Consider the following 23,234-nt stretch of genomic DNA (forward strand, 5'->3'; position numbering starts at 1 on the left):
CGCGCCTGGTCGCCGGCCGACACCGGGAGATGGGACGACTGCCGGGGTCGCCTGGCCGTCCAGTCCGCAGCATGGCGCCGTCGCAATTGGACCTGGTTCGCGTCCACCCCGGTCGGCTGGCCCTCACACCCGGCCGCAGACGAGGAGGCCTGAACCGCTGACCTCTTCGTTGCGGGCCGGTGGCAGGCCCAAGTCCTGAAGAGATCAGGCAGGCGCTGCTGGCCGAGCACGGGGCCGCTGGGCTTCGCCTGGCGACCCCGGAGACCAGTCTCGTCCCCGTCTTGCGAGCCCTGCGCGAGATGAGCCACTTGCCACTGGGCGAGGCCAGGTTGATGGCCGCCGACCTGAGTGGAGTCGGCCTGGTCGGCACGTCCGTGGAAATGGCGTTCCTGGCGACGGACTTCGCAAGCGGTCCGTCGCCACGATCCTCATTCCGTCGCCCACCTGACTGCCCGCGAAGCCGCTCGGGCGGCTGATAAATGGCATTAAAGAGTGTTTGTCCCAGCGGGGTTGTTTGGTTCGAGGTTCAGGTGTCGCGCCAGTTGGGGGTGGATTCGCGGGTGAGTCTGCGGCTTATGAGGTCGATCATCGCCACGTGGATTATGGCTTCGGAGCGGTGTGGGTGGGTTTCGTGGTCGCGGGCCAGGCGGCGGTGGTGCATGAGCCAGCCGAAGGTGCGCTCGACGACCCAGCGCCGAGGGATCCCTTTGAAGCCTTTGACATCGGGGTCGCGTTGGACGACTTCGACGTCGATGCCGAGTCGGGCTCCATGGTCGATGGCTTTGGTGCGGCAGCCGGTGTCGGCCCATGCCTTGGTCACGCGTGGATGAGGGGTTGTCGGTGTGTGGCGTAAGGAGCGGGGCGAAGTCCCCGATGCCTGCGGCCGGTTGGGTCATCTCGGGGCAGGCGGCGGTGAGCTTGGCCAGGAGCTCGTGCTGCTCGGCCTTGAGGTTGTCGGGCCTGCTCAGCAGCATCCGGGCGAGTCGACGTGGCGAGATATGGCTGCGGTCGGCGTCCGCGCGGCCTTGGTTGATGTACTTGTGCAGAAGGTTCAGGCAGCCCGTGAAGCCGAGGGCCTTGATCTCTTCGAAGAGGTGCAGGACGGGGACGCCGGGGTCTTCAGTTCGACGTTTGCGCAGGTGCTCGCGGTAGGGATCGACCAGGCTGGCACGGTACTTGGGGACGCGGAGCATGCGCTCGGGCCGGTCTGTTCGGGTGTAGCGTTTGATGGTGTTCAGGGCCAGTTGCAGGCGGCGGGCGCATTCGAGCAGGCCCACGCCCTGGTCGAGCAGGCCATGGACCTGGTGCCAGCGTTCGAGGGTGGTCTGGGCGTGGGGCCCGTCGTAGATCGGCGCGTCCAGTACGGTGGCCCAGCAGGCACTGTGTGCCTTCACCTCGCTCAGGGCGGCTTCGCACAGGTTCTTCCATAAATGCCGGCGATCACCGACTTGCACCGCGTCAGGCAGGGCACGGCGGATGGCCTCGGCATAGGTCACCGAGCCGTCACGGCACACGACCTCGATGCCCGGATGCTCGTGCAGCCACGCTTCCAGAGTGCCGACCGTGCGGTCGGGCAGCACATCGATCCGTTCATGGGTCTCGGCGTCGATGATCACAGTGGCGTAGCGGTGGCGCCGGCGCGGAGCGAAGTCGTCGACGCCGATCACAGGGGGCACCCGACCGGTGGGCAACGGCATTCTCGGCAGGGCGCGTAGGGCCGTGTGACGCGACAGGCGTACTGCCAGTATCACCAGTAAACGTATCCCGGCCCGGCCCGCTAACTCCTTGGCCACGGCCTTGACTTGGCTGGCCAGACGGGCTGTGCGGCGTTGGTATCGGTCCAGCACTCCGGGCACCTGTTCGCGGAAGGTGTGTCGGCAGCCGCGGGTGGGACACACCAGACGCCGCACCCGCACACGGACCACCACCCGCCGGCCGTCGACCGGTACGTCGGCCACCGTCCGTCAGTGATAGCCGTGCACCCGCCCCGACGACGCCCCGCACACCGGACAGACCGCAGTGTCCTGCGGAGTCCGTGCCCGCACCACGACCCGCTCGCCCTCGTCGACCACATCCTCGACGACCAGCGGGGACAGCCCTGAAAACACCGTCTGTAATAGCCCGTTGATATCCTTCACACGGATACCAACGACTCCTCACGACTCTGCGTCACCACCGAATGTGAGACAGGGCCGCTCGTTTGACAGACCCGGTTCACGGCGGCCGCTGCGCCCGTGCCGGCCGGGGCCTGGGTGAAACGGTGTCGAGGCGTGGTCGATCAGTCGCGGAGGCGTTTTTCGGCGGCTTCCACGAGAGCGTCGATCACGCCGTCGGGTGAGGGGCTGTAGTGGGGGACGGCCCAGCGGGTGATCTTTGCGTCGATGACGGTGGGTCGGCCGGAGGCGAGGGCCGTGCGGAAGGCCTCCTCGAACTCGTCGAGCGTCTCCACACGATAGCCGTCGGCGCCGCACGCGCGCGCGTACGCCGCGAAGTCCGGGTTCTGGAACTCGACCAGAGCGCTCTCCCGGTAAGTGGCGAGCTGGAAGAGTTTGATCAGCTTGAACTCCTCGTCGTCGAAGATGACCCAGATGACGGGGATGTCGTGCTCGACGGCCGTCATCAGCTCGAATCCGGCCAGGGAGTAGCAGCCGTCGCCGCAGCCGACGACGACGGTCCGTTCCGGGTGCGCGACCTTCAGGCCGATGGCGCCGTTGACGTGCCCGGCCATCGGCCCGAAGGAGCCGGCCTTGCGGAAGTTCTGTCCGTCCTCCATTTCGACGTAGTAGCCGAGCCAGGCCAGATGGGCGCCCGCGTCCGCGAGGAGGACGGCGTGCGGCGGCAGCATCCGGCCGATCGACTGCGCGAGCTGACCGGGGTGGATCTTTTCGGTGAGGTGGGTGATGTGCCGGGCCTCGTAGTCCCGGCCCTTGACGTCGGCCGCCGGTACATCGCCGGGCACCTTCTTCTCCAGCGCGTCGACCAGGGCCTCCACCGCAGGGCGGGCGTCGCTCAGCAACGCGTGGTCGGGCGGGTACGCCTTGTGGAACTCAGTCTCGGAGATGTTCACGTGGATGAGGAGCTTGCCCTTGAACAGGTCCTCGCGGTAGTTGAACGTCGCGTGCTGGTTGAGGGAGTTCCCGATGCACAGCACAACGTCGGACTCGCGGAAGGCCTTCCAGGCACTGGAGTGGCCGCTGTCCGCGAAGACGCCCACGGCGAGCGGATGTCCCTCGGACACGATGCCCTTGCCGTCCAGCGTGGTGAGCAACGGGATCTGGAACCGCTCGATCAGTCGCTTGACCTGCGGTCCCGCCCCGCTGCGGATCGCGCCGAAGCCGGCAAGGGCCACGATCCGTTTCCGCTGGGCCAGGGCGTCGGCCAGCACCGACGCGATCTCGTCCACGCGCGCCGGGTCGGGCAGGACCGGGGCGACGTCGAGGCGGATCGGCCGGAAGTTCGTGACCGCGACACCATCGTGGGTGAGATCCTCGGGAACGTGGATGTGCACGGGCCCGGGCCGTCCCTCGAAGGCGATGTTGACCGCTTCCTCGAGGACGCTGCAGGTGTCGTCGGCGTCGGTGAGCAGAAAGGACTTCTTGGTGGTGGCCGCGAACATCGCCCGGGAGTCGGGCGTGCGGTTAAGGCCCGACGTTTCGTTGAGAGACCCCCATCCCTGCCACTCCCGTGACGCGTACCCGGAGACGGCGAGGACCGGGTAGGAGTCGGACATCGCCACCGCCAGCCCGGAGAACAGGTTGAACGCGCCGGGCCCGGCGGTCGCGAAGCAGAAGCCCAGCCGGTTGGTGTACATGGCGTAGCCGCAGGCCATGAAGGACGCTGCCTGCTCGTGCCGCGCGATGATCGGCCGGATCTGCCGGGAATGCTTCAGCGCCATCATCAGACCGGCGGCGTTTTCCCCCGCGCCGCCGAAGGCGGCCCGCACCCCGACGCCTTCCAGCCCCTTGACGATGGCCTCGTAGACTCTCATCGGTTTCTCCCTAATTGCGCGGTCTGTCCGCCCTGACGGAGGCGGTCCTCGAGCGCCTCCCACATGCCGGGGACGACGCCTTCCGGTGATGTGCTGTAATGGGGCAGCGCCCATCGGGTGATCTTGACGTCGATGACGGTCGGTCTGTTCGAGGTGAGGGCGGCCCGGAATGCGGCCTCGAACTCGTCGAGCGTCTCCACGTGGTAGCCGTCGGCACCGCAGGTCTTCGCGTACATCGCGAAGTCGGGGTTCTGGAATTCCACCAGCCCCGATTCGCCGTAGGTCGCAAGCTGGTAGAGCTTGACGAGCTTGTACTCGTCGTCGTTGAAGATGACCCAGATGACGGGGACGTCGTTCTCCACGGCGGTCATCAGCTCGAAGCCGGCCATCGAGTAGCAGCCGTCACCGCACCCGACGACGACCGTCCGGTGGGGCTGGGCGAGCTTCACCCCGATCGCGCCGTTCACGTGCGCGGACATCGGCCCGAAGGTGCCCGTCTTGCGGAAGTTCTGGCCCTCCTCCAGGTCGACGTAGTAGCCGAGCCAGGCGAGGTGGGCACCGGCGTCGGCGAGGAGCACGGCGTCCTCCGGTAGCATGCGGCCGATCGACTGCGCCAGCCGCCCCGGATGGATCGCCCTGGAAACGTGGGGGACGTGCCGGGTCTCGTGGTCCCGGCCGAGCACCTGCACGGGGCCGGCCGGAGCGGACTGCCTTTCCAGTGCTGCGTCGAGCGCCTCGACCGCAAGACGCGCGTCGGAGACGAGGGCGTGAGCGGGCCGGTAGTGCTTGCCCATCTCGCCGGCGTCGATGTTGACCTGGATGAGCGTCTTGCCGTCGAACAGGTCCTCGCGCAGGCCGAACGTCGCGTGCTGGTTGAGCGAGTTGCCGATGGCCAGGACCACGTCGGCCTCACGGAATGCCTTCCAGGCACTCGCGTGGCCGCTTTCTGAGAACACCCCGGCGGCGAGCGCGTGGGTCTCGGGGATCACGCCCTTGCCGTCCAGGGTGGTGACGACGGGGATCTGGAAACGCTCGACGAAGCGCCGCACTGCCGCCTCGGCGTGACTGCGGATCGTGCCGAAGCCCGCCAGGAGGACGATCCGGCGTCCCTCCCGCAGGGCGTCGGCCAGCACTCCGGCGATGGTCCGGACCCGCTCCGGGTCGGGCTGCACCGGCGCCACGTGCAGCCTGACGTCGTGGTAGTTGTCCACGGTCGTGCCGCGGTGGGTGAGGTTCTGCGGGACGTGGATGTGCACCGGGCCGGGCCGGCCCTCGAGGGCGGTGTTCACGGCTTCCTCGAGGACGTCGCACGTGTCGGCGATGTCGGTGAGCAGGAAAGACTTCTTGGTCGTCGCGGCGAACATCGCCTGCGAGTCGGGGGTGCGACCCCGCCCCGACGTGTCGTTCACCGCGCCGTGGCCGCGCCAGTCGAGGGAGACGAAACCGGTGAGGGCCAGCACCGGGTAGGAGTCGGACAAGGCGACGGCGAGGCCGGAGAAGAGGTTGAACGCGCCGGGACCGACGGTGGCGAAGCAGACCCCCAGCCGGCCTGTGTACATGGCGTAGCCGCACGCCATGAACGAGGCGGCCTGCTCGTGCCGGGTCATGATCGGCCGGATCTTCCGCGACTTCTCCAGTGCCAGGGCCAGACTGGCGATGTTCTCGCCGTTGCCGCCGAACGCGATGTCGACACCCGCGCTTTCCAGCCCCCTGACGATGGCTTCGTACACCTGCATGGCGCTCCCTTCGGTGTGGGCTTCCGAATCACAGGCGGGTCGGCTACTCCTGCCAGCGCACGGCGTGGGCGCGGTGGGCGTCGGTCAGGCCGCTCCGGAAGAACCGCTCGTAGTATTCGGTTTCGACGTGGTGCGTCTGCAGCCAGATGCCGGGCACGTGGATGGCGTCGGTGTGGGCCGGGAAACGCCCGTGGGTGGCGTGGATGTACACGCAGACGTCGCGTGCGCAGTCGATCACCCGCTGGTCGTACTCGCCCGCCTCTTCGAGGTAGCGGGGCGCGTACCCGTCCTTGTAGATGCGGCTGAAGACGTCCTTGTCCTCGTAGACGCCGCCCTTGCCGAACTTGCTCTGCACCACCGAGTCCACGGCGGCCTCCATCGAGGGGTAGTTGGGCGGGCAGGCGCCTTTGATGAGGTGTTCGCCGGCGGCCCGCAGTCCCACCGGGTGGGCGCGCAGGGTCGCGTACTTCGGCAGCGGCACCTGCCAGCGCAGGAGGTCGGCGGGCCTGAAGCGCGGGGTGACGAAGTCGAAGCCGAGCATGCGGCCGTAGGCGCGGGAGAACTTCGGGTCGCCCAGCGCGATCTGGGGGTTGATCGACGCGTGGATCCAGGCGCCGAGTCCCATGGCGTCGGCGACCAGCATCATGTTCTGCAGCAGCAGGTCGGCTTCCACCTGGGTGCGCATCGGCCCCAGGGCGCCGAGCGGCAGCTTGAGGTCGGGGTTGAGGAAGCCGTTGCGCACCCACTTGCGCACCCCGGCCGGGCGATAGAAGTTGCGGTCGTCGACGAAGGTGGGGCGGGCTCCGTCGGGCTGGGTCAGCAGGTACATCAGCGCGTTGATGTACTGGTGGGAGAGGTCGACGACCGGCAGGAAGACCGTGGTGCCCGCGAGGTTGGACAGGAACCGGTTGGAGTCGAGGTAGGCGGGGAAGTCGCGCATGCCCTCGGCCACGTCCAGGCGGCGGTCCAGCACCTTCACCTTCGCCCGGCCGGCCCGTTCGAGCAGCGTGTCGGGGTCGAATCCCGCCCCGGGCGACGGGGGCAGCTTCCTCAGGTAGTACGTCCCACTGTCGTTGATCATGAAGAAGTGGGTGCCCTGGGCGTTGTCGGGGCTGCCCGCCGTACGCCCCACCATGTTCAGGTTCGGCTTGGCCATGATGGGCTTGTGGTCGCGCGGGTCCTCGAAGGGCCGGTCGGGCATGCTGAGGCCGGAGCAGCCGGTGAGGGCGATGAGTACGGCCTCCTCCAGCTCGCCCAGGGGCTGCGGCTGGTGGGGGGAGTCATAGCTCATCGACCTGGCCGCGACGGACGCGCCCCTGCTGACCCGGTGGGTGCGCCGCCGGAAGACGCTCTCCCACAGGGGCCGGGCCAGGAGGTCTTCGAGACCGGTGTGCGTGGCTCGCTGCTGTACCGACATGTCGTTCTCCCGGTCAGTCGTGGTCCGCGTCGCGGTGATTGCGCACGGGCTGGACGGCACGCCACGGCGCGAACGCGCTGGCCGTGCGCGGCAGGAGGCTCGCCAGCTCGGGGCAGTGCCGCTGGATGACGCTCGTCATGCCGCTGCGGTCGATCCAGTCCATGCCCAGCGGGGTGTAGACCTCGGGCCTGAAGTCGACGGTGAGGAAGCGGTCGCTCTGCAGGCGGCGGCTGGCCATCAGGATGAAGACGCGGAAGGCGGTGTCGCTGAATCCGAAGCCGGTGGGCGGGTTCTCGGCGAAGAGCCCCACCATGGTGTCGATCTCGTCGACCGAGCGGTACACGTCCTTCATCCGGGCGACCGTCTCCGGGTCGGAGGAGAGGTCCTCGAACCGCCGGATGCGCGGCTTGTGCAGGCCTGCCAGGAAGTCGTTGTAGCGCGGAACGCCACGGCGCCGGGTGCGCACCAGGTCGACGACCGACAGGTCGATCACCTCTCCGTCGCGCTCGAACGTCTGCAGGGAGCGGGGGAAGTTGTTCAGGGTGATCGCCCCGGGGTGGGCGATGCCCAGGGAGTACAGCGTGTCCGCCAGACCGGTCTTGCGGATGAGCGGCTCCGTGGCGGCGCCCTGGACGTCGTTGAACGTCAGGGTGTCGAGGCGGTGGCCGAACCGGTGGTCGACGATCTCGTAGTCGTCCGGGATGAGCGGGTGCAGCCGGTAGACGGTGGTGAACTCCTCCGTGAGGGAGTACGGCGCACCGTGGTGGTCGGGCAGAGTGCGGGGAATGCCGCCGAGGTCGTGCGCCTCGAACAGCCAGGTGCCCAGTTGATCGAGCCAGGTCTTGGGCGGGCCCTGCCAGTTGGTCTTCAGGGCGATGTCGATCGCCTTGGTGGCGAGGATCGCCGGCGTCCACTCGACCGTGTGGATCTTGGCGATCAGCGCCGCCACGACGAGGCGTGCCGTGTGGTAGATGCGGTCCTCGTCCATGTGCGGATACTCGTCGCGCAGCGCCCGGCAGACGGCGTTGTGCTCACGGGCGAACAGGGTCGTCATCGCGCTGAGGCCGAGCCACCAGTTGTCGCGGAAGCCGGTGACCGGAAGGCCGTTGCCGAGCGGGAGGTGCCCCTCCTCCAGCCGTAGTTCGGCGCGGCCGTCGGGCTCGCGCAGGGACTTCGCGACCGAGGCGGTGCTGCCGTAGATCTCCGAGCCGTCCCACCAGTGCGAGACCCCGCCGGCGAAGGTCGGCGGCTGTCCGCCGCCGGGCTGGTACAGGGCCTCGTTCTCGGCGAAGCGCATCACTTCCTCCGGAGGACCGCCGGGGGTGTTGTGCCAGATCGTGCCGGGAGGCAGGGGCACCTCGACCGGCTTCTCGCCGACGGGGTGACGCTTGTGGTCGACCCAGTCGTGCACCTGGAACTGGATCCACGCGGCCGCGAGGATGTTCAGGGACGTCGCGGGGATGAACCCGTCGCGGTGCAGCAGCTTTCTGCTGACGGTGACCGGGTTGGGCGTGTCGAACAGGTCCGGCCGGTGGACCGGCGGCATGTTGCGGCCGAAGGTGGCGCCGACGGCGCCCATCGCCGGTGCGGAGAGGTCGTTCCAGGAGCCGTCGTAGCTGCGCCGGGTCCGCAGGTCCTCGTCGACCGGGACCGGTGCGGGCCGGGCGGCGGGCGGAGCCTCGTGCGGTTCGGTGTCGATGAGGTTGTGACGGCGCAGCGTCTGCCGGAACGCCATGAGGTTGAGCAGTCCGGGCCCGGTGGGCAGCCGGTGCCACGGGACGACGCGGTTGACGGTGTGGAAGAAGGCCCGCAGTGGGTAGCCGAGCAAGGTGTTGCGCCGCGGTTCGACCGTGACGAAGCGCAGGCCCAGGCGGTGGGCGCTGCTCGCCTCGTACGCCGCCTTGCGTGCCCGGTTGAGGTTGCCCAGGGGGCGGAAGGCTCCGGTGGTGTTCCACGGGTTGAACGCCAGCTGGTCGACGCGTGAGCCGACGGCACGTGCCGCGGCGGTGTCCAGCTCCTGGCTCGGGATCGTCAGAGTGGCCACCGGCACGGCGGGCGCATCCTCTTCCCGCCACTCGACGGCGCCGTCCTCGATGGGCGTGCGCCTGCCGTCCACGTACCGTTGTACGCACATGTCGAAGACGACGTCCGCCCGATGCAGCCGGCGCGCGAGTTCACGCCGCAGGTAGTCGGGGTCGGTGTGGGACGGATCCGGGGCCTCGGAGGCGCCGGCGGCGGGGCGCAGCTGATAGCGCACCGGTCCGGCCTCGCCCCACAGGATCGCGCCACGGCTCCAGTACGTCTCCAGTGCCAGGCTCCGCACCGGACGCCGGGCCCCGGCCGAGACGTTGCGTCGCATACGCGTCGCCGTGGACCAGCCGACGGACAGGGGCAGCTTCACGAAGAACGCGAACGCCTTGCGGAGCCGGGTGTCCGCGCCTGCCATGGCCTTCGCGAAGAGGACGAACTCGCGCGCGTTGCGGGCATGCGAGACCGGGAAGCTCGTCATCAGCAGATCGTGGATCTCGTCGTCGGGACCGACTTCGACGCGCAGCGCCGCACCCCGCAGGTCGGGTGCGGGGTCGGGCTGGCGGACACCGCTGGCGTTGGACAGCCGGACCGTGACCGGATACTCGGCTCCGGGCCTGGCGAAACCCGAGCTCAGTTCGGCGGGCAGGTCGTCGTGGAACCTCAGCCGGGCGTTCTCCACGCCGAGGACCGCCTTGGCGTGGAACGTCCGCTGGAGGGTGGCGGAGCCGCTGCGTTTCTTCGCCTTCAGCTGTACGCGTAGCAGGTCGGCTGCGAGCCGTTCGAAGAGCAGACGCTCGGCCTCCGGACTGCCGCCGACGTACCGCTCGTACTGCTGATTCTCGGGCATGTGCATGTCTGAAACACTTGCGGACACCGGAGGCGCTGTCGCGTGGAGCGGGGCATACGGGGGATGAAGCTTCCCCGTGATCTTGGACACTCGATGCTTACGCTGCGAGGGTGTGCTCTTGCTCGTGCCGCTGCCGGGTCTCCCACGGGGTGAGACAGCCCCAGCGTGGATGGCGGCGTAGGCACAGTCGGTTGCAGAAGGTCTCGACGAAAGCGAAGATGTCCGCGCGGGCGCTGGGCCGGTCGGGCCAGCGGCGGGTTCCGATTTCCTCCTCGAGTAATGCGAAGAACGACTCGGCGGCGGCGTTGTCGAAGCACGAGCCGGTGCGGCCCATACTCTGCCGCAGCCCCAACCGGCTTATGTCAAACCGGAGTTCGTCGGACGTGCATTCACTGCCGCGGTCCGAATGCGCAATGCATCCGGGCTGGAGCCGGCCGCGTCCGGCGGCCATCTTCAGCGCGTCCACGACCAGGCCGGCGCGGTGGTGGTCGGCCATCGGGTAGCCGACGGTCTCGCGGGCTGCCAGGTCCGGCCAGGCCGCCAGATACAACCAGCCCTCGCCGGTGGGGATATAGGTGATGTCGCCGACGAGCTTCATCCCCGGCGCCGCTGCGGTGAAGTCGCGGGCGATCGGATCCGGGGCGGGTACCGCCCTTCTGGCCGGGCGGGTCAGACCCTTGCCCCTGCGCCGCGTGACGCCGCGGATACCGCGCTCACGCATGACGCGCTCGATCCGTTCGCGGTTCACACGGTGTCCAAGTCGACGCAGCCCGGCGTGGATGCGCGGCACCCCATAGGCACCGCGCGAGGCGAGGCGCAACACGGTGATCTCGTGCGCCAGAGCCTCATCGGCGGCCTTCCTCGCCCGCCGGGCCTCCTCGCCGGCCGGCCACGCGTAGAAAGTGGAGCGGTCCACCTTCAGCAGCCGGCACAACAGAGCGACATGGTGGGTGGTCTTCTCCGCCTCGACGAACGCGTACACCTCGCTCATCGATCGCTCTCCTTCGCGAAGAAGACCGCCGCTTTTCGCGGCACCTCGATCGTCTCCGCCTGCTCGGCGGCCGACCTCCGCAGCCGGCGCAGCTCTTCGCGCTCGGCCGTCGTCAGCTCTCCCGGCGCCCCTGACCTCGGTCGGCCGTGTCCTGCTTGACCCGGTTCCGCAGTCCCTCGGCGCTGACGCCGATCTGACGGGCCACCTCGGTGACGGTCTTCCCGGAGGAGCGCATGAGCGCGACCGCGTCTCGTTCGAACTCCTCCGTGTACCGCCTGCTGCGCTCGGTCTTGCTTCCCACCTGGCACTACTTCCTCTGGAACCTCATGTCCCAGTCTCCAGGTGTCCACGATCAAGGGGAAGGTTCAGTCAGCAGAACTACATGGCCATTCTCCCGCCCCCTTGACGGCTTGGGTGCCTGAGACGCCATCCGCCCATCTCGCCCGCCTGGGTGCGGCACCAGATGGGAAAACACCACCGATGCCGTATCAGCGGGCGGGTTTCTTCCAGGTCAGCGAGTATCGGCGCAGCACATGTCGGCGGTAGCGCACGCCGGGCAGCAGCCGCCGGGCAGCGGCCCGCACCTGCTCATAGCTCATCTGTGCGTCGGCGACCGGCATGCCCTGCGGGCCACCTGCACGACGCAGCACCTTCGTGATCCGCACGATGGGGGCAGCCGCGATCAATGCAGCCCACTCCCTCACACTCGCCTCGCGGGCCAGACCGACCACCACCAGCGTGCCGCCGGGGCGCAGCAGCTCACGCATGCGGAGGAGGGCCGCCTCGAAATCCATGTGATGGATCGTGGTCACCGAGCAGACGAAGTCGTACTTCGCACCGGGAAGTTCCACGGTGAGAAAGTCGCCCTCGACGAGTGTGAGTTGCGGGTGTCCGGCCGCCAGGTCGCGTGCGCGGGCGATCATCTCCGGCGACTTGTCGATCCCGGTGACGTGTTTCGCCCGCCCGGCAAGCTTCCGGGCCAGCAGCCCGTCCCCGCAACCCACGTCCAGCGCATCGCCGCATCCCTGCGGAACAGCCCGGAGGATGCCCGGATGCCGGGCGACATTGGTGTTCCAGTACGGCTCTGCGACGGGCTGGGGCATCGGATCATCGTAGAGACCGGTCCTGGCCCGTCGAGTGCACACCGACGGATCCGCCGCCTCCATGGGAAGTCGCGATCGAGGGACGGGGAATGACGTGCAGCTGACGCAGTTCGTGGGGAGCAACTTGACTGTCGACAGCGCCCAGGGCAAGACCGAAGCCGGCACAGGTTGAGGCACCGAACGTGCGAGACCAACTACAAGCCGGCGTCACGGTCTGGCCGAGCAGCCGCTTCCGACAGCCCACACTCCGACTTCGTCGGCCCGCGCACGGCGAACGGAGCTGTTCTGGTCGCGCACCGCTTCAGGACTGTTCCCGACCAGGACACAGGTCGAGGGGATCGCATAGCTGGATCGCCTGGCAGCAATCCCCCTCGAAGTCCGCGCCGCGCAGAGGGTGCGTTTTCGGCACGAACCGCCACTGTGAGGCCTTGACGTGCCCGGTGTGACCGATCCTTTCCACGCGTGCGTGAAGCGTGCGCGTTTCCGGATCGTTGACCTCGACGAGAACCTCGTCAGCCGCGAGCGGGAAGTGGTCGTGCAGCAGGCACAGTCCGAAACGGTCCAGATTCCCATGCCGCTCCAGCACCGCGACGAGATCCCGCACGAACTCCGCGTCTCGTGGTCCGAGCCCCTCCGCTTCCTCGAATCGGGGAAGCGGACGCCGCGCGAAGGTCGTCTTCTTGCGCGTCATGATCACCCTCTCCTTGCCGGGCAAGTCGCCTCATTTCACTTACATACTGAATCCATGAATGCATTTCCGCAATAGAGGGGATTACATTTGCCGATTCAACCATGATGGCCACGCCGAGTCTGTGTGCTCATGAGTTCTGCATCGACTGCACCCAACAGGGTTGGACGCCTCCATCAGTTCGCGTGTCCGAGGTTGCGTGCGACCGCTCGCGACTAATGTCATGCATCCTTGATGGTCTTTGTTCCGGATTCACGAATGAGGTGCATCGTGGTGGCGGCCCGATGGAGGCGCTGGCTCTCGCTTTTCATCCTGACCATGGGGTGGTTAGGGCTGTGGTCGACTGAGGTGCAGGGCATTCCCCGCGATGCCTGCCGAACAGATCAGATCAAGGCTCGCGTGGCTGATTCCAGTATTCGATTCCTTCATCATCGGCGAACGTATGTGGAAGTACAGGTGAGTACGACTGTAAAAGTACCGGAAAAGGGTTGGATCCACGCGCCGAGCTTGATGCTCAGTGAGGACTCCGCAGGATATCGCGCCGCCATGCGTTGCCTGTTCCGGGGAACGGAAGAAGTTCTACGCGGGCGCAGGGACGAATGGCGCTTCCACAGTCCGGAAGTGACGGCACAGCACGGCTTGATCACGGTGCAGTACGACGCGGTTACCTGGATCAATCATTCTGGGTCGTTTCGTGTGGGGCCGTGGCTGATCGACGTCCACAAGGAGAACTGGCTGATCAAACTCCAGCCGCCCAAAGCGTTGGTGAACGTCAAGTGGAACCGTATCGAGGTCAAGTTGAGCGGCCTTGACACCCATCACGTTCTCCCGCCCGTGGCTTCCGCGGGCGGCGGCAGCCTGGTGTGGGTCGAGCAGTGGCCACTGCTGGTGAAGGTCTACCTGGACCCGCCTTGGCAGGATTCCTTCACCACGAGGACTTCCCGGCAGGCTTCTTCGAGCCAGGTGGGGATCGCCTCATGGTGGGGATTTGCGTCACTGGTGATGGTGGTGGTGGCCGTCAGCTACCGGTGGTCGCCGGAACTGGGCTCACGGCACCGACGGGCGCGGTGGCGGCTCTGCGGGGACGGGCTCGGCAGGGGCCTGACTCGCGCGGCCCTGGAGTGGGCTGTGCTCAGTGCGGCGATCGCGCTGATTCTGCTCCTGGTCATCCCAGGCGCACCCGCAGCCGACGTGCAGCCGAGGTACACACTCATCAGCATCGCGGCTGGCCTGGTCATGATCCTCGTCGCCCGTCCATGGGTGCCCGGACCGACGCGCGCTGCGCACAGGCCCCCGGCTGGGGGGCGAGCCCACCGGAGAGGCGCCCGGCGTCGTCATGTCGGTGCCGTGGTGACGTCTTCCGCAGGAGTCGCCGCAGTCGGCTTGCTGGTGGCCTTGGACCCTCGGTTCTTCGGGCTGCCGAATCTGACGCCGAACACACCGCAGTCCCCCTCCGCCCTGCTGTGGCTCGCTCTGATGGGTACGGCGGTGATGTGGTTGTGGCTCGCGGCAATAGTGGCGTGGGCATGGCGTTTTGCGCAAGAAGGAGCATTGACCAGAAGAATGACGTCGGCCTGGGAGAAATCGCCCATTATGTGCGTCGAGGTGGTCGGGGCTGTGCTGCTCTTGACGGCAGGAGCGATGCTCGCCTGCTTCTGGGATGCCCACGAACAACAATGGGAGCGGCAAAATTGGCTGAGCGGTAGCACCCCGAATCTTCACGACGTCGACCGGAGCGGGTTCTTTTCGGCTTTCCCGGCAACCGGCATCAGATGGATCTTCTCCTACGCCTGGATGCTGTCAGGTGTCGCGTTCTTGGCGCTTTTGCGCACCCGGGTCAGAACCGAAGAGACCGAGGGCGCGCTACCGCCGGCCCTGGAGCCGATGAAGCAGGACTTCCTGATGGTGTCCGTGCTCTTCGCTTTTGTCGTGGGATTGCGGCAGGTCCATCTGGCCGGCTCCGCGACCCTCTATGGCGTCTGGCTCCCGCTGACTGTCTCTTCACTGTACGCCCTACGGGCGGTGACAAAGCCTTGGTCAGTGCTGGCCCGCGTGCATGAGGGATTCCGCCCTACGGGGCCAGGGGCCGAGGAGTGCCGCGAACAACTGCTGGAAAAAGCCCACTCGTACCGCACTGCACACCATCAGCTGCTGTTGTTGGACCGAGGTCATGAGGGAAGTGCACAACGCGAGGAATTGGAGGGCCAACTGAGGCACATACACGAGTGGTTGCGTGGCGAATCCAGCGCCGCCCGGCTGCCGGACCGAGTGTCCGTACTGGACGTAGCCCTGAGCTGGGGACCGGAGGACCACTGGTGGGACAACGCACGTCATGCCGCCCGCCTGGCGTTCTGGTTCGGGATCCCGGCCACCATCGCTCTCACCTGGCTCGACTACCTCAAGGACTCCAGAACCTGGCTGCTCACGCAACACGACCCCATCGGGCTGCTCGAAATCGCGGCAAGTCTCGCCGTATGGCAGCTCGCCTGGGCAGCTGCCGGCTTCTCCATGGGGGCGTTGTGGCGTGTGCTGCCCGGTGCCCGAGGTCCCGTGCGCGCCGTGGCCGTCACTGCCGCCTATGCCGCACCGATCGGCGTGGGTGCCCTGTTCGTCAACATCGCTGACACCAATGGCGGATACGCGCTGCTCAATATCATCCTCATGCTCAGCGTCCTCACTTTGACCAGTATGTGGATGGACATGGCCACCTTCAGCAGAGAGAGGAAGTTCTGGCCCACTCGCCTGGGCCTACTGCTGTCGGTCTATCAACTGCGAGGCATGTCGGTGCAGATCGCCTACCTTCTGGCTCAGCTGGCCGTTGCGGCCTCCATCTGGAGCCAGTTGGCTGCGCACGGAACCGATCCGCCCTAACGGAGTCCTATGAGGTCGTGTCTTCAAAAGATCTTGAGTGGTGGATCACGGCTGGATGATACGTCGTCATGAACTGTTCGAAGAGGCGTGGGAGTTCGTCCGGCCGCTGCTGCCTGAGTCCTTGCTCGGGCGGAAGCGGTTGGACGACCGAACCGTGCTGAACGGGATCGTGTGGAAGTTCCGGACGGGCACGGCCTGGCGGGATGTGCCCGAGCGGTATGGCCCGTGGGCCACGCTGCACACCCGGTTTCGCCAGTGGGCTCTGGACGGCACCTTCGAGCGGATGCTCCGGGCGGCCCAGGCCCGGGCGGATGCAGCCGGCGACGTCGGCTGGCTGATGTCGGTCGACTCGACCGTCGTGCGAGCCCACCAGCATGCCGCGGGAGCTCGAAAAGGTGCCTCTATAGGATCCGCTCGCCCTGGCCGGGTCGACCGGCTGCCCGATCAACTGGTCATCCAGCAGGTCCGCCGCCAGCTCGGCCGGACTGACCTCTTCGACCGCCTCAGCCGAGCCAGTCACGTCGCTCAGCAGGTGCTACTTCCATGGTCGGGAGATGCACCGGAGACCGTACAGACCCTCGCACCCCCCAGTCGGCACCCCGGCCCGGTGCCCGGTGCACGGTGGCCGTGTGCCGGGGCTGCTGCTGCGGCACGGCCAAGGTGCCGGCCGTCGACCACCGTGCTCAGCTCGCCTCCCTGAAATCCGCGTGGGGATCGGTTGCCCATGTGCGTGCGGTGAACTGCCTCGACGCCTGCGAGCAGGCCAACGTCATCGTCGTCCAGCTGTCCTCGGCGGGCCGAGCCGCGGGCGGACCGCCGGTCTGGCTCGGACCGGTCAACGACTCGGACGCCTCGGCCGGCATCGTGGCGTGGGTCCGTGCCGGAGGACCGGGCATCGCCGGCCCGCCGGAGATCCTCGACCTGTACGTGTTCGGCGCCTCTCGGCGCATACAGCGGGGCCTGGAGGCCTGAGCGGTGTGCCTCTTGAAGTTGCTGGTCACGGGTCTGGCGTGACTGGTCTTCGGAGTGCTCGTGCTGGTCGTGGGCGGCAGTCTGCTGTGTTGATCGTCGGGCGAGGTGGTTTTGCCGGTGCAGAAGTCTTGCCACGCGTCACGACGATGAGTTCTGTGATGGCCTCCGGTCTACCTGTCAGACCGTTCCATCGCGTTCGCATCGGAGTCACCTTGAAGCTTCTTCTCACGTCGGCGGGTATTACCAACGCGCGCATCCAGGAAGCGCTTGTGCAGCTGCTGGGCAAGCCGATCGCCGAGTCCGATGCCCTGTGCATCCCCACTGCGGGGTACGGGCACCCGATGGGCAGCCCGGCTGGGGCCTGGCGTTTCATCAGCGGACAGTCCCGCCTGCCTATGTGCGACCTGGGGTGGAAGTCCTTGGGGGTGTTGGAGCTGACCGCGCTGCCCACCATCGGTGAAGAGCGTTGGATCCCGTGGGTCCAGGAGGCGGACGTCCTGCTGGTGAACGGCGGCGATGCGCTGTATCTGGCCCACTGGATGCGGCAGTCCGGGCTGGCAGACTTCCTGCCGTCGCTGCCCGAAAAGGTCTGGGTGGGGCTCAGCGCCGGGAGCATGGTGATGACACCCCGCATCGGGGAGTACTTCGTCGAGTGGAAGGCGCCCTCCGGCGACGACAGCGCGCTCGGCGTCGTCGACTTCTCGATCTTCCCACACGTGGATCACGTCGACCTGCCGGAGAACAGCATGGCCGCGGCGGAGAAGTGGGCGACCGGTCTCCCGAATCCGGCGTATGCGATCGACGATGACACCGCCATCACGGTAGTCGACGGTGCGCTGGAGGTCGTCTCTGAGGGCACATGGAGACACTTCCCCGCTTGAGCGAGCGACGCCCGGTGTCCGGCCAGCCCGTCCCTCGTCCCTCACCACCAGCGCCGCGTTCGGCCCCAGGCGGCTCCTGGTGACCGATCGCCCGTTATCGGCGTGGTGAGATGCAGGCGGACGTGGTGGCTGCGTCTCCTGTCTCGCCCCGCCAGCGGGTGGAGTTCGGGTCAGCAGCCGCTGCCCGTGGGGGTGAAGTCCATGCGGGTGTGTTCGTCCGTGGCGATCGCCGTGTTGTAGGTGGTTCTGCTGACCTGGTACCAGACATCGTCCTGTGTCGTGTCGCCGCCGACGTCGTCCAAGCTGACGCACCACTGCTCCGGCCGGACGACGCGCGTGTAGGTCTCGGTCCCGCTGCGGACCTGCTTGCAGGTCTTGGCCTGCTCGGTCGAGTACCAGGTGCGGGTATGCCGCTTGGTGCCCGATCCGGTGCGGGTCGTGTGTTTGACCCGCCGCGTGGTCGTGGTGCACTTCTTCGTCATGTGCGGCCGTGCGGCCCGGGTGGTCCCGGCGGCGCGGTGACGGATCTCGTCCCGGAGGCCGAAGACGCCGGCGTCGGCCGTGGTGGCCGCGTCCGGCTGGGGATCCTCGGCAACGCTCCCGCTGTCCTGACCGACGTCGACCGAGTAGTCCGTGCCCCCGTCGTGGGCGTCACTCCCGCGGCTGCACGCGCCGAGCCCGGCTATCAGCACCGCTGCCACGGTGGCCGCCGCAAGTCGCTTGAACATGTCTTCCTTCACGATCGACGGCCCGCAGCGTATCCGATCACCTGTTCACCTCGTCGAAGGGCTCGTCGTGCCGGCGCCACCCGGCGGTGCCGTCGGCGTGGATGTGCAGCATGAACTCGGCGACCTGGCTGCCGTCAGGGAACGTCATGGTGAGGGCGCCGCGGATCCGGGTGTAGCAGGCGTCGACCCGATCCCAGTCCTCCTCGTCGACGGCCTGTTCCTGCTCGGCGAAGAGGGGACGGAACTCTTCAAGGCCGGGAAGCGCATCGACCTCGGCGTGCGTCCAGGGAAAGTCGGCGCCGGTCACGGTCAGCCGGGCGATCTCCCGGTCGCCGTGGTGGAGCCACCAGACACTGTTGGTGGTGAGGTTCGGGTTGGCCATACCCCCATGATGGCGATCAGCACTGACAGGCGGGCCCGGAGAAGAGCGGTGTCGGCGGCACGGTCGGGCCTCTCGGTCGGAGACCTTGTCGTCGACCCAGACGACAGTCCGGTCACTGGCGTATGCGAGGAGCGCCGGGACTTTCCAAAGCAGGCTGTCGTCCCGGTCGTCGAGGAGGTCCCGGCAGAAGGCGACGTGGGGCAGGTCGGGCGGGGTGGGCATCGGTGCGATGAGGCAGGGAACTCGGCCGACTCGGCCTGCCCACCGCCCCGCGCCCGCCCGGCCCGTCTCACGCGCCGCCGCTTCGGCCCCCAGCCCGCTCAAGCTGTCTGTCGCCCCGCCGTCCCCACACGCGCCCGCTCAGCCCACCCCCTCCGCCGCCGCCGTGAGCGCTGCCCGGATCGTCGCGGCCAGGGCCGCTTCCGCGCTCTGCGGATCCGTGATCTCGCGGGCGGTGTGCCAGGCGTAGTACTCGACGGCAGCGCGCAGGGCCGCGTTGAACATCGCCGCGTGGATCGCGGGCCTGAGGTCGTCGGCCGGCAGTCCCTCGCGTTCGGCCAGGGCGCGGGCGAACGCGGGCTCGGCCTCGTCGTAGGACTGGAGCCAGACCGCGCGCAGGCCAGGCTCCGTGCGGGTCAGGCGGACCAGCGCGCCGACGAGGTCGTGGGCCGGGCCCGCCACGAAGTGATCGTCCGTGGACACAGCCCGCTCGAACACCTCCTGCAGCGGCTGCCCCGGCCGCCACTGCCGCAGCGCGGCGGCGATCGCGTTGATACCCGCCGAGAACAGCGGGGATACACAGCTCTCCTTACTCGGGAAGTAGCGCCACAGGGTCCGCGCGGAGATGCCGACGGCCTGCCCGATCTGCTCGCCGGTGGTCGCGGCGACCCCCTGCGTGGCGAACAGTGCCACGGCGGCGCGGGCGATCTGCAGCCGGATCTCCGCCTTGCGCTCCTCGGTCAACGGCGGTCGTCCGGTACGTCCGCGGGTCGTCGTCATGGATCTCGCTCCGGGCTCCGGTGGCAGCTTCCAAGGGAATTCTCCACGACGGACCTCCACGGGGTCGAAATTCGGCCCCGAAATTAATGTCACTCAGCGACATTAAGTCGCGTACTGTGGTGCCCGCACCGGGGCGCAGCGCCCCACGGGACAGACAGGAGCACCACATGGCCAGCGGACTCGACAGGCGGAGCGTCATCGTCACCGGCGCGGGGTCGGGCATCGGGCGCGCCGCAGCCCTGGCCTTCGCCGCCGAAGGCGCGAAGGTCGTGCTCGCTGACATCGATGCGGACGGCGCCGAGGTGGCCGTCAAGGAGATCGAGGAGCAGGGTGGCACTGCCGTCGCCGTCGTCGGCGACCTGAGCGACCAGACCGTCGTGGACCAGGTGGTCGCGACCACGGTCGCGCGGTTCGGCGGCGTCGACGTCCTCGTGAACAACGCCGGGATCATGGACCGGATGTCCGCGGTGGCGGACGTCAGCGACGCGGAGTGGGAGCGGGTCATCCGCGTCAACCTCACCGCCCCGTTCCTGCTCACCCGCGCGGTGCTGCCGCACATGCTTCAGGCGGGGAAGGGTTCGATCGTGAACACCGCGTCCGAGGCCGGTTTCCGTGGCAGCGCGGCGGGCGCGGCGTACACGGCCTCGAAGCACGGCGTCGTCGGCCTCACCAAGTCCCTCGCTGTGATGTACCGCAACCAGGGCATACGGGCCAACGCCATCGCCCCGGGCGGCACCGCGACCGGTATCGCGGTGGACCTGGAGGACGGCGCCCACGGCCCGGCGGCGCTCGGCCCCTACTTCGGCAACGTGGGACGCGTCTCGCAGCCGGAGGAGCAGGCTGCCGCGATCCTCTTCCTCGCCTCGGACGCGGCGAGCAACATCAACGGCGTGATCCTGCCGGTGGACAACGGGTGGTCGGCGGTCTGACCCGGTCACCCGACCCGCGGCCCGCCGCTCACCCACCTGCCCACACGGCGCGACGGCGGTTCGGCCCGTCCTGTCCATGAACACCCGCGCCATTTCCTCACCTCTCGACGCCGCCTCCGCGTGGTCCTCGATCGGGCCGGTCCGCGAGTCGCGGAGGACGGTGTACGTGAAGCCTGAGGGGGCGCCGCTGCCCTTGGGGTCGGCGGGGATGCCGAGGCCCGCGGCGGTGGCGCGCCTCCGCCATGGAGGTCGTTCCCCACGCCAGGTCCAGCAGGGTGGGCCCGTGGTCGGGGCTGAGAAGCCGTATCTCAACCGATCTTGGAACGTGTGGATCGAACGGGGTTCCCGGTCCGGTGATCTTCCGGCGGTGCGCGCATGAAGGCAGGGCCTCCTGGCAGCTCGGGGGTGCGACCCCATTCCGAGCGGTTCCCGGAGGGCCCGCCAGGGCGAGTCGGCGCGGTACTTCCACGCGATGGCCCCGAGCGTTCCACGGTGGTCAGCCCACCGCTGCCCACGGACCGGATCGGCCGGCACCGACGGCTCGATCCGGTCCCACATCGCATCAGTGATCACTGATCGGACAGACGCATCCGATCAGCTGACTTACTGATCGTTTCAGAATGATCTCCGGAGTCGGCGGAGGCAGATGATGCCGGCCACCAGTTCCAGCAGTCCCTGATGGAGGTCGGCTCCGCGCTCGTAGCGGGTGCGGAGCCGTTTGAATCGGTGGAGCCAGGCGAAGGTGGGCTCGGCCACCCAGCGTGTCCTGCCAGGCCCGGAGCCCGCGTGGAAGCTTTCACAGGCTGCGTTGTCGGCGCTGGTGCCGACCGAGGCAGGCCGTGCGGACAGGTGATCGTCAGGCCTGTCTGTAAAACTCAGGGCGCGGCGGATCGTCGTAGGCGCCGGTGCGAGCCACCTGTTCCGCGAGCAGTTGGTGAGGATCTGCGGCCGGAGCGCGCAGATGCTGTGCCCGTCTGACCCGGCCCTGCCGTGGACCGGTGGGGACGTCTGCTGTCCGGTCCTGCGGGATGAGGTTGTCCTGGTACGCCAGCGCCTCCTGCGTGCCTCGCGGGGTGCGGAGCATGACCAGGGCGGTTTCGGGATCGGTGCTCCTGACCGACCGGCGTGCTGCCGATGTCCTGCTGGATCGGCCCGATCACCACGTCGCCACCGTGGCCGTCTTCGTCGTCACTGTCTACGCCGCATCCGGTGCATCACAAGCCGGCAGAAATCGGCAAGCTGAGGCTCCGGGCAACACGAAGGCCCCCTTGGTGATGGAGATTGGTGGTCTCCGGGGGGCCTTCGCTGAGAGGAGAGAGCGGTCTTGCCGAGGCACGCCGCCCAACTCGCGCACAGCGTACATCAGGGTCAGATCCGGGCAGGTCAATGTCCGGACGCCGTATGCGCGTCGACGGCGCCCATGGAAGTCGAGGCCTTGGGCCCAGCCCTCGTCGGCTGGCCCTCATGCCGTCTGCCGCACCGTTCCTGACGAGGCGGGGGGTCGACTGCCTGGTGAACCATCCCGACTGGGATCGAGCCGAGCTGCTCGCACGCGACGACGGGCACTTCGTGGGTCCCGGCTTGTCCTGGCCGGACCTGCTCGCCGCTGCGGACAACGGCCCGCCCGGCGGCACCACCACAGACCCTCACGCCCGCCTCGGCGTGCAGGCTGCCGTGCCGCTTGCGACAGCCATGCTCGAAGTTCAAGGACTGACGGGTCCGGTGCGCTGGACAGCGGCTGAGGACGGCACGCGGATCAACGACGGCGGGTACTCGCTCCGCAACCCGGACAATGACTTCGCCCTGCCGGGCGACCGCTTGGCCGGGGTGAGCGCGGCACTGGCCGGGTGAACGGTCGGGGCGTGATCCGCTGAGAAGATCTCGCCGTGACTGGAGTGATCACGGCAACGGAAGCGTCCTGGACACCGCCGTTCACCGGACTACGACCGCGCGATTTCCGCAGGCTGATCACGATGCTGCGCCGGGAAGGGGCCGATGCGACTCGCCGAGGGCGTCCGTGGTCACTGCCGCTTGAAGACCGGGTGCTCCTGGTCGCCGCCTACTGGCGAACCAACCTGACTTTGCGCCGGCTCGCGCCGATGTTCGGCATCTCCAAGTCAGCTGCCGACCGGATCGTCGATCACATCGGGCCCTCGCTGGCGCTGAAGCAGCGGCAGCGCTTCCCCGCAGGCACCGTGCTCATCGTCGACGGCACGTCGGTGCCCACCCGCGACCACTGGATCTTCCGGACTCTACGACTGCCCATCCGACCCATCAACAACGTAGGACCAACCACCAAGTGGTCATCTACGCAGACACACGGCTGGTCGTTGCCGTCGGACGGCCGCTGCCGGGCAACCGCAACGACTCCAAGGCGTGGGAGGAATCCGGTGCGAAGGCAGCCGTCGGAGGGACCACGACCATCGCCGACGGCGGCTACCAGGGCAACGGCATGGTGCTCTTGCATCGCCGCCCCGTCGAAGGCGAAGTCTGCAAATGGAAACAGGAGCAGAACAGCTCTCACAAACAGGTCAGGGTCCGTGCTGAGCACGTTTTCGCCCGCATGAAGACCTGGAAGATCCTTCGTGACTGCCGTCTCAAGGGCGACGGCGTGCACCACGCGATCCTCGGCATCGCCCCCTATGCAATCTCCGCCAGACCAGCTGACCGG

The 23,234-nt window shown here is 68.0% G+C and carries 16 protein-coding genes and 6 pseudogenes; 7 read left to right on the plus strand and 15 right to left on the minus strand.

Annotated elements, in window-relative coordinates:
- Positions 1–526 precede the first annotated feature (526 nt).
- The 10 genes and pseudogenes from ACWC24_RS33730 to ACWC24_RS33775 form a co-directional block, all read right to left on the minus strand.
- A pseudogene (locus ACWC24_RS33730) lies at positions 527–829 on the minus strand (transposase); the annotation flags it as partial.
- Between the two features lie 4 nt (positions 830–833).
- A pseudogene (locus tag ACWC24_RS33735) lies at positions 834–2,138 on the minus strand (ISL3 family transposase); the annotation flags it as partial.
- 140 nt (positions 2,139–2,278) lie between these two features.
- A complete protein-coding gene (locus ACWC24_RS33740) occupies positions 2,279–3,988 on the minus strand; it encodes a thiamine pyrophosphate-binding protein (RefSeq protein WP_450666714.1) in 1,710 nt (569 codons plus the stop codon).
- Positions 3,985–5,724, minus strand: a complete 1,740-nt coding sequence (locus ACWC24_RS33745) for a thiamine pyrophosphate-binding protein (RefSeq protein ID WP_450666715.1) — start codon at positions 5,722–5,724, stop codon at positions 3,985–3,987. Before ACWC24_RS33745 ends, ACWC24_RS33740 begins: the two co-directional genes overlap by 4 nt.
- A 43-nt stretch (positions 5,725–5,767) precedes the next feature.
- Positions 5,768–7,141, minus strand: coding sequence for a hypothetical protein (locus ACWC24_RS33750; protein WP_450666716.1), 1,374 nt, complete (start codon positions 7,139–7,141; stop codon positions 5,768–5,770).
- Between the two features lie 13 nt (positions 7,142–7,154).
- Positions 7,155–10,019 (minus strand): peroxidase family protein, encoded by a 2,865-nt coding sequence (locus ACWC24_RS33755; RefSeq protein ID WP_450666717.1) that lies wholly within the window; start codon positions 10,017–10,019, stop codon positions 7,155–7,157.
- Positions 10,020–10,116: 97 nt separating this feature from the next.
- Positions 10,117–11,031 (minus strand): annotated as a pseudogene (locus tag ACWC24_RS33760) (IS3 family transposase); the annotation flags it as partial.
- 91 nt (positions 11,032–11,122) lie between these two features.
- Positions 11,123–11,311 carry a transposase gene (locus ACWC24_RS33765; RefSeq protein WP_450666718.1) on the minus strand — a complete coding sequence of 63 codons (189 nt, stop codon included), beginning with the start codon at positions 11,309–11,311 and terminating at the stop codon, positions 11,123–11,125.
- A gap of 187 nt (positions 11,312–11,498) precedes the next feature.
- The gene (locus tag ACWC24_RS33770) at positions 11,499–12,113 is read right to left on the minus strand and encodes a class I SAM-dependent methyltransferase (RefSeq protein WP_450666719.1); all 615 of its coding nucleotides are present in this window, start codon (positions 12,111–12,113) and stop codon (positions 11,499–11,501) included.
- 301 nt (positions 12,114–12,414) lie between these two features.
- A complete protein-coding gene (locus ACWC24_RS33775) occupies positions 12,415–12,804 on the minus strand; it encodes a hypothetical protein (protein ID WP_450666720.1) in 390 nt (129 codons plus the stop codon).
- A 231-nt stretch (positions 12,805–13,035) separates the two neighbouring features.
- On the opposite strand from ACWC24_RS33775, the gene ACWC24_RS33780 reads away from it, so the two are divergent.
- The 4 genes from ACWC24_RS33780 (at position 13,036) to ACWC24_RS33795 (ending at position 17,525) form a co-directional block, all read left to right on the plus strand.
- Entirely contained in the window at positions 13,036–15,672 is a 2,637-nt protein-coding gene (locus ACWC24_RS33780; protein ID WP_450666733.1) for a DUF6185 family protein, read from the plus strand.
- A gap of 55 nt (positions 15,673–15,727) precedes the next feature.
- Complete coding sequence (locus ACWC24_RS33785) at positions 15,728–16,372, plus strand: IS5 family transposase (RefSeq protein WP_450666734.1); 645 nt, start codon at positions 15,728–15,730, stop codon at positions 16,370–16,372.
- Entirely contained in the window at positions 16,300–16,644 is a 345-nt protein-coding gene (locus ACWC24_RS33790) for a (2Fe-2S) ferredoxin domain-containing protein (RefSeq protein WP_450666735.1), read from the plus strand. The genes ACWC24_RS33785 and ACWC24_RS33790 overlap by 73 nt, the downstream gene beginning before the upstream one ends.
- A gap of 212 nt (positions 16,645–16,856) precedes the next feature.
- The gene (locus tag ACWC24_RS33795; protein ID WP_450666721.1) at positions 16,857–17,525 is read left to right on the plus strand and encodes a Type 1 glutamine amidotransferase-like domain-containing protein; all 669 of its coding nucleotides are present in this window, start codon (positions 16,857–16,859) and stop codon (positions 17,523–17,525) included.
- A 170-nt stretch (positions 17,526–17,695) separates the two neighbouring features.
- Here ACWC24_RS33795 and ACWC24_RS33800 read toward each other — a convergent pair whose 3' ends face one another.
- The 3 genes from ACWC24_RS33800 to ACWC24_RS33810 form a co-directional block, all read right to left on the minus strand.
- Positions 17,696–18,253 (minus strand): hypothetical protein, encoded by a 558-nt coding sequence (locus tag ACWC24_RS33800; protein WP_450666722.1) that lies wholly within the window; start codon positions 18,251–18,253, stop codon positions 17,696–17,698.
- 37 nt (positions 18,254–18,290) lie between these two features.
- Complete coding sequence (locus tag ACWC24_RS33805) at positions 18,291–18,635, minus strand: hypothetical protein (protein ID WP_450666723.1); 345 nt, start codon at positions 18,633–18,635, stop codon at positions 18,291–18,293.
- Between the two features lie 360 nt (positions 18,636–18,995).
- The gene (locus tag ACWC24_RS33810; RefSeq protein WP_450666724.1) at positions 18,996–19,634 is read right to left on the minus strand and encodes a TetR/AcrR family transcriptional regulator; all 639 of its coding nucleotides are present in this window, start codon (positions 19,632–19,634) and stop codon (positions 18,996–18,998) included.
- A gap of 167 nt (positions 19,635–19,801) precedes the next feature.
- Here ACWC24_RS33810 and ACWC24_RS33815 point away from each other — a divergent pair, with 167 nt between their 5' ends.
- The gene (locus tag ACWC24_RS33815; RefSeq protein WP_450666725.1) at positions 19,802–20,563 is read left to right on the plus strand and encodes an SDR family NAD(P)-dependent oxidoreductase; all 762 of its coding nucleotides are present in this window, start codon (positions 19,802–19,804) and stop codon (positions 20,561–20,563) included.
- A 390-nt stretch (positions 20,564–20,953) separates the two neighbouring features.
- On the opposite strand, the pseudogene ACWC24_RS33820 reads toward ACWC24_RS33815, so the two are convergent.
- Positions 20,954–21,121 (minus strand): annotated as a pseudogene (locus ACWC24_RS33820) (IS5/IS1182 family transposase); the annotation flags it as partial.
- Positions 21,122–21,178: 57 nt separating this feature from the next.
- Positions 21,179–21,349, minus strand: a pseudogene (locus ACWC24_RS33825) (transposase); the annotation flags it as partial.
- Between the two features lie 726 nt (positions 21,350–22,075).
- Between ACWC24_RS33825 and ACWC24_RS33830 the strand changes: the two are divergent.
- Both ACWC24_RS33830 and ACWC24_RS33835 read left to right on the plus strand, forming a co-directional pair.
- On the plus strand, positions 22,076–22,414 hold the full coding sequence (locus ACWC24_RS33830; protein ID WP_450666726.1) for a hypothetical protein: 339 nt from the start codon (positions 22,076–22,078) through the stop codon (positions 22,412–22,414).
- A 35-nt stretch (positions 22,415–22,449) separates the two neighbouring features.
- Positions 22,450–23,201: pseudogene (locus tag ACWC24_RS33835) on the plus strand (transposase); the annotation flags it as partial.
- Positions 23,202–23,234: the final 33 nt, after the last annotated feature.

Source organism: Streptomyces sp. NPDC001443 (assembly GCF_053597355.1).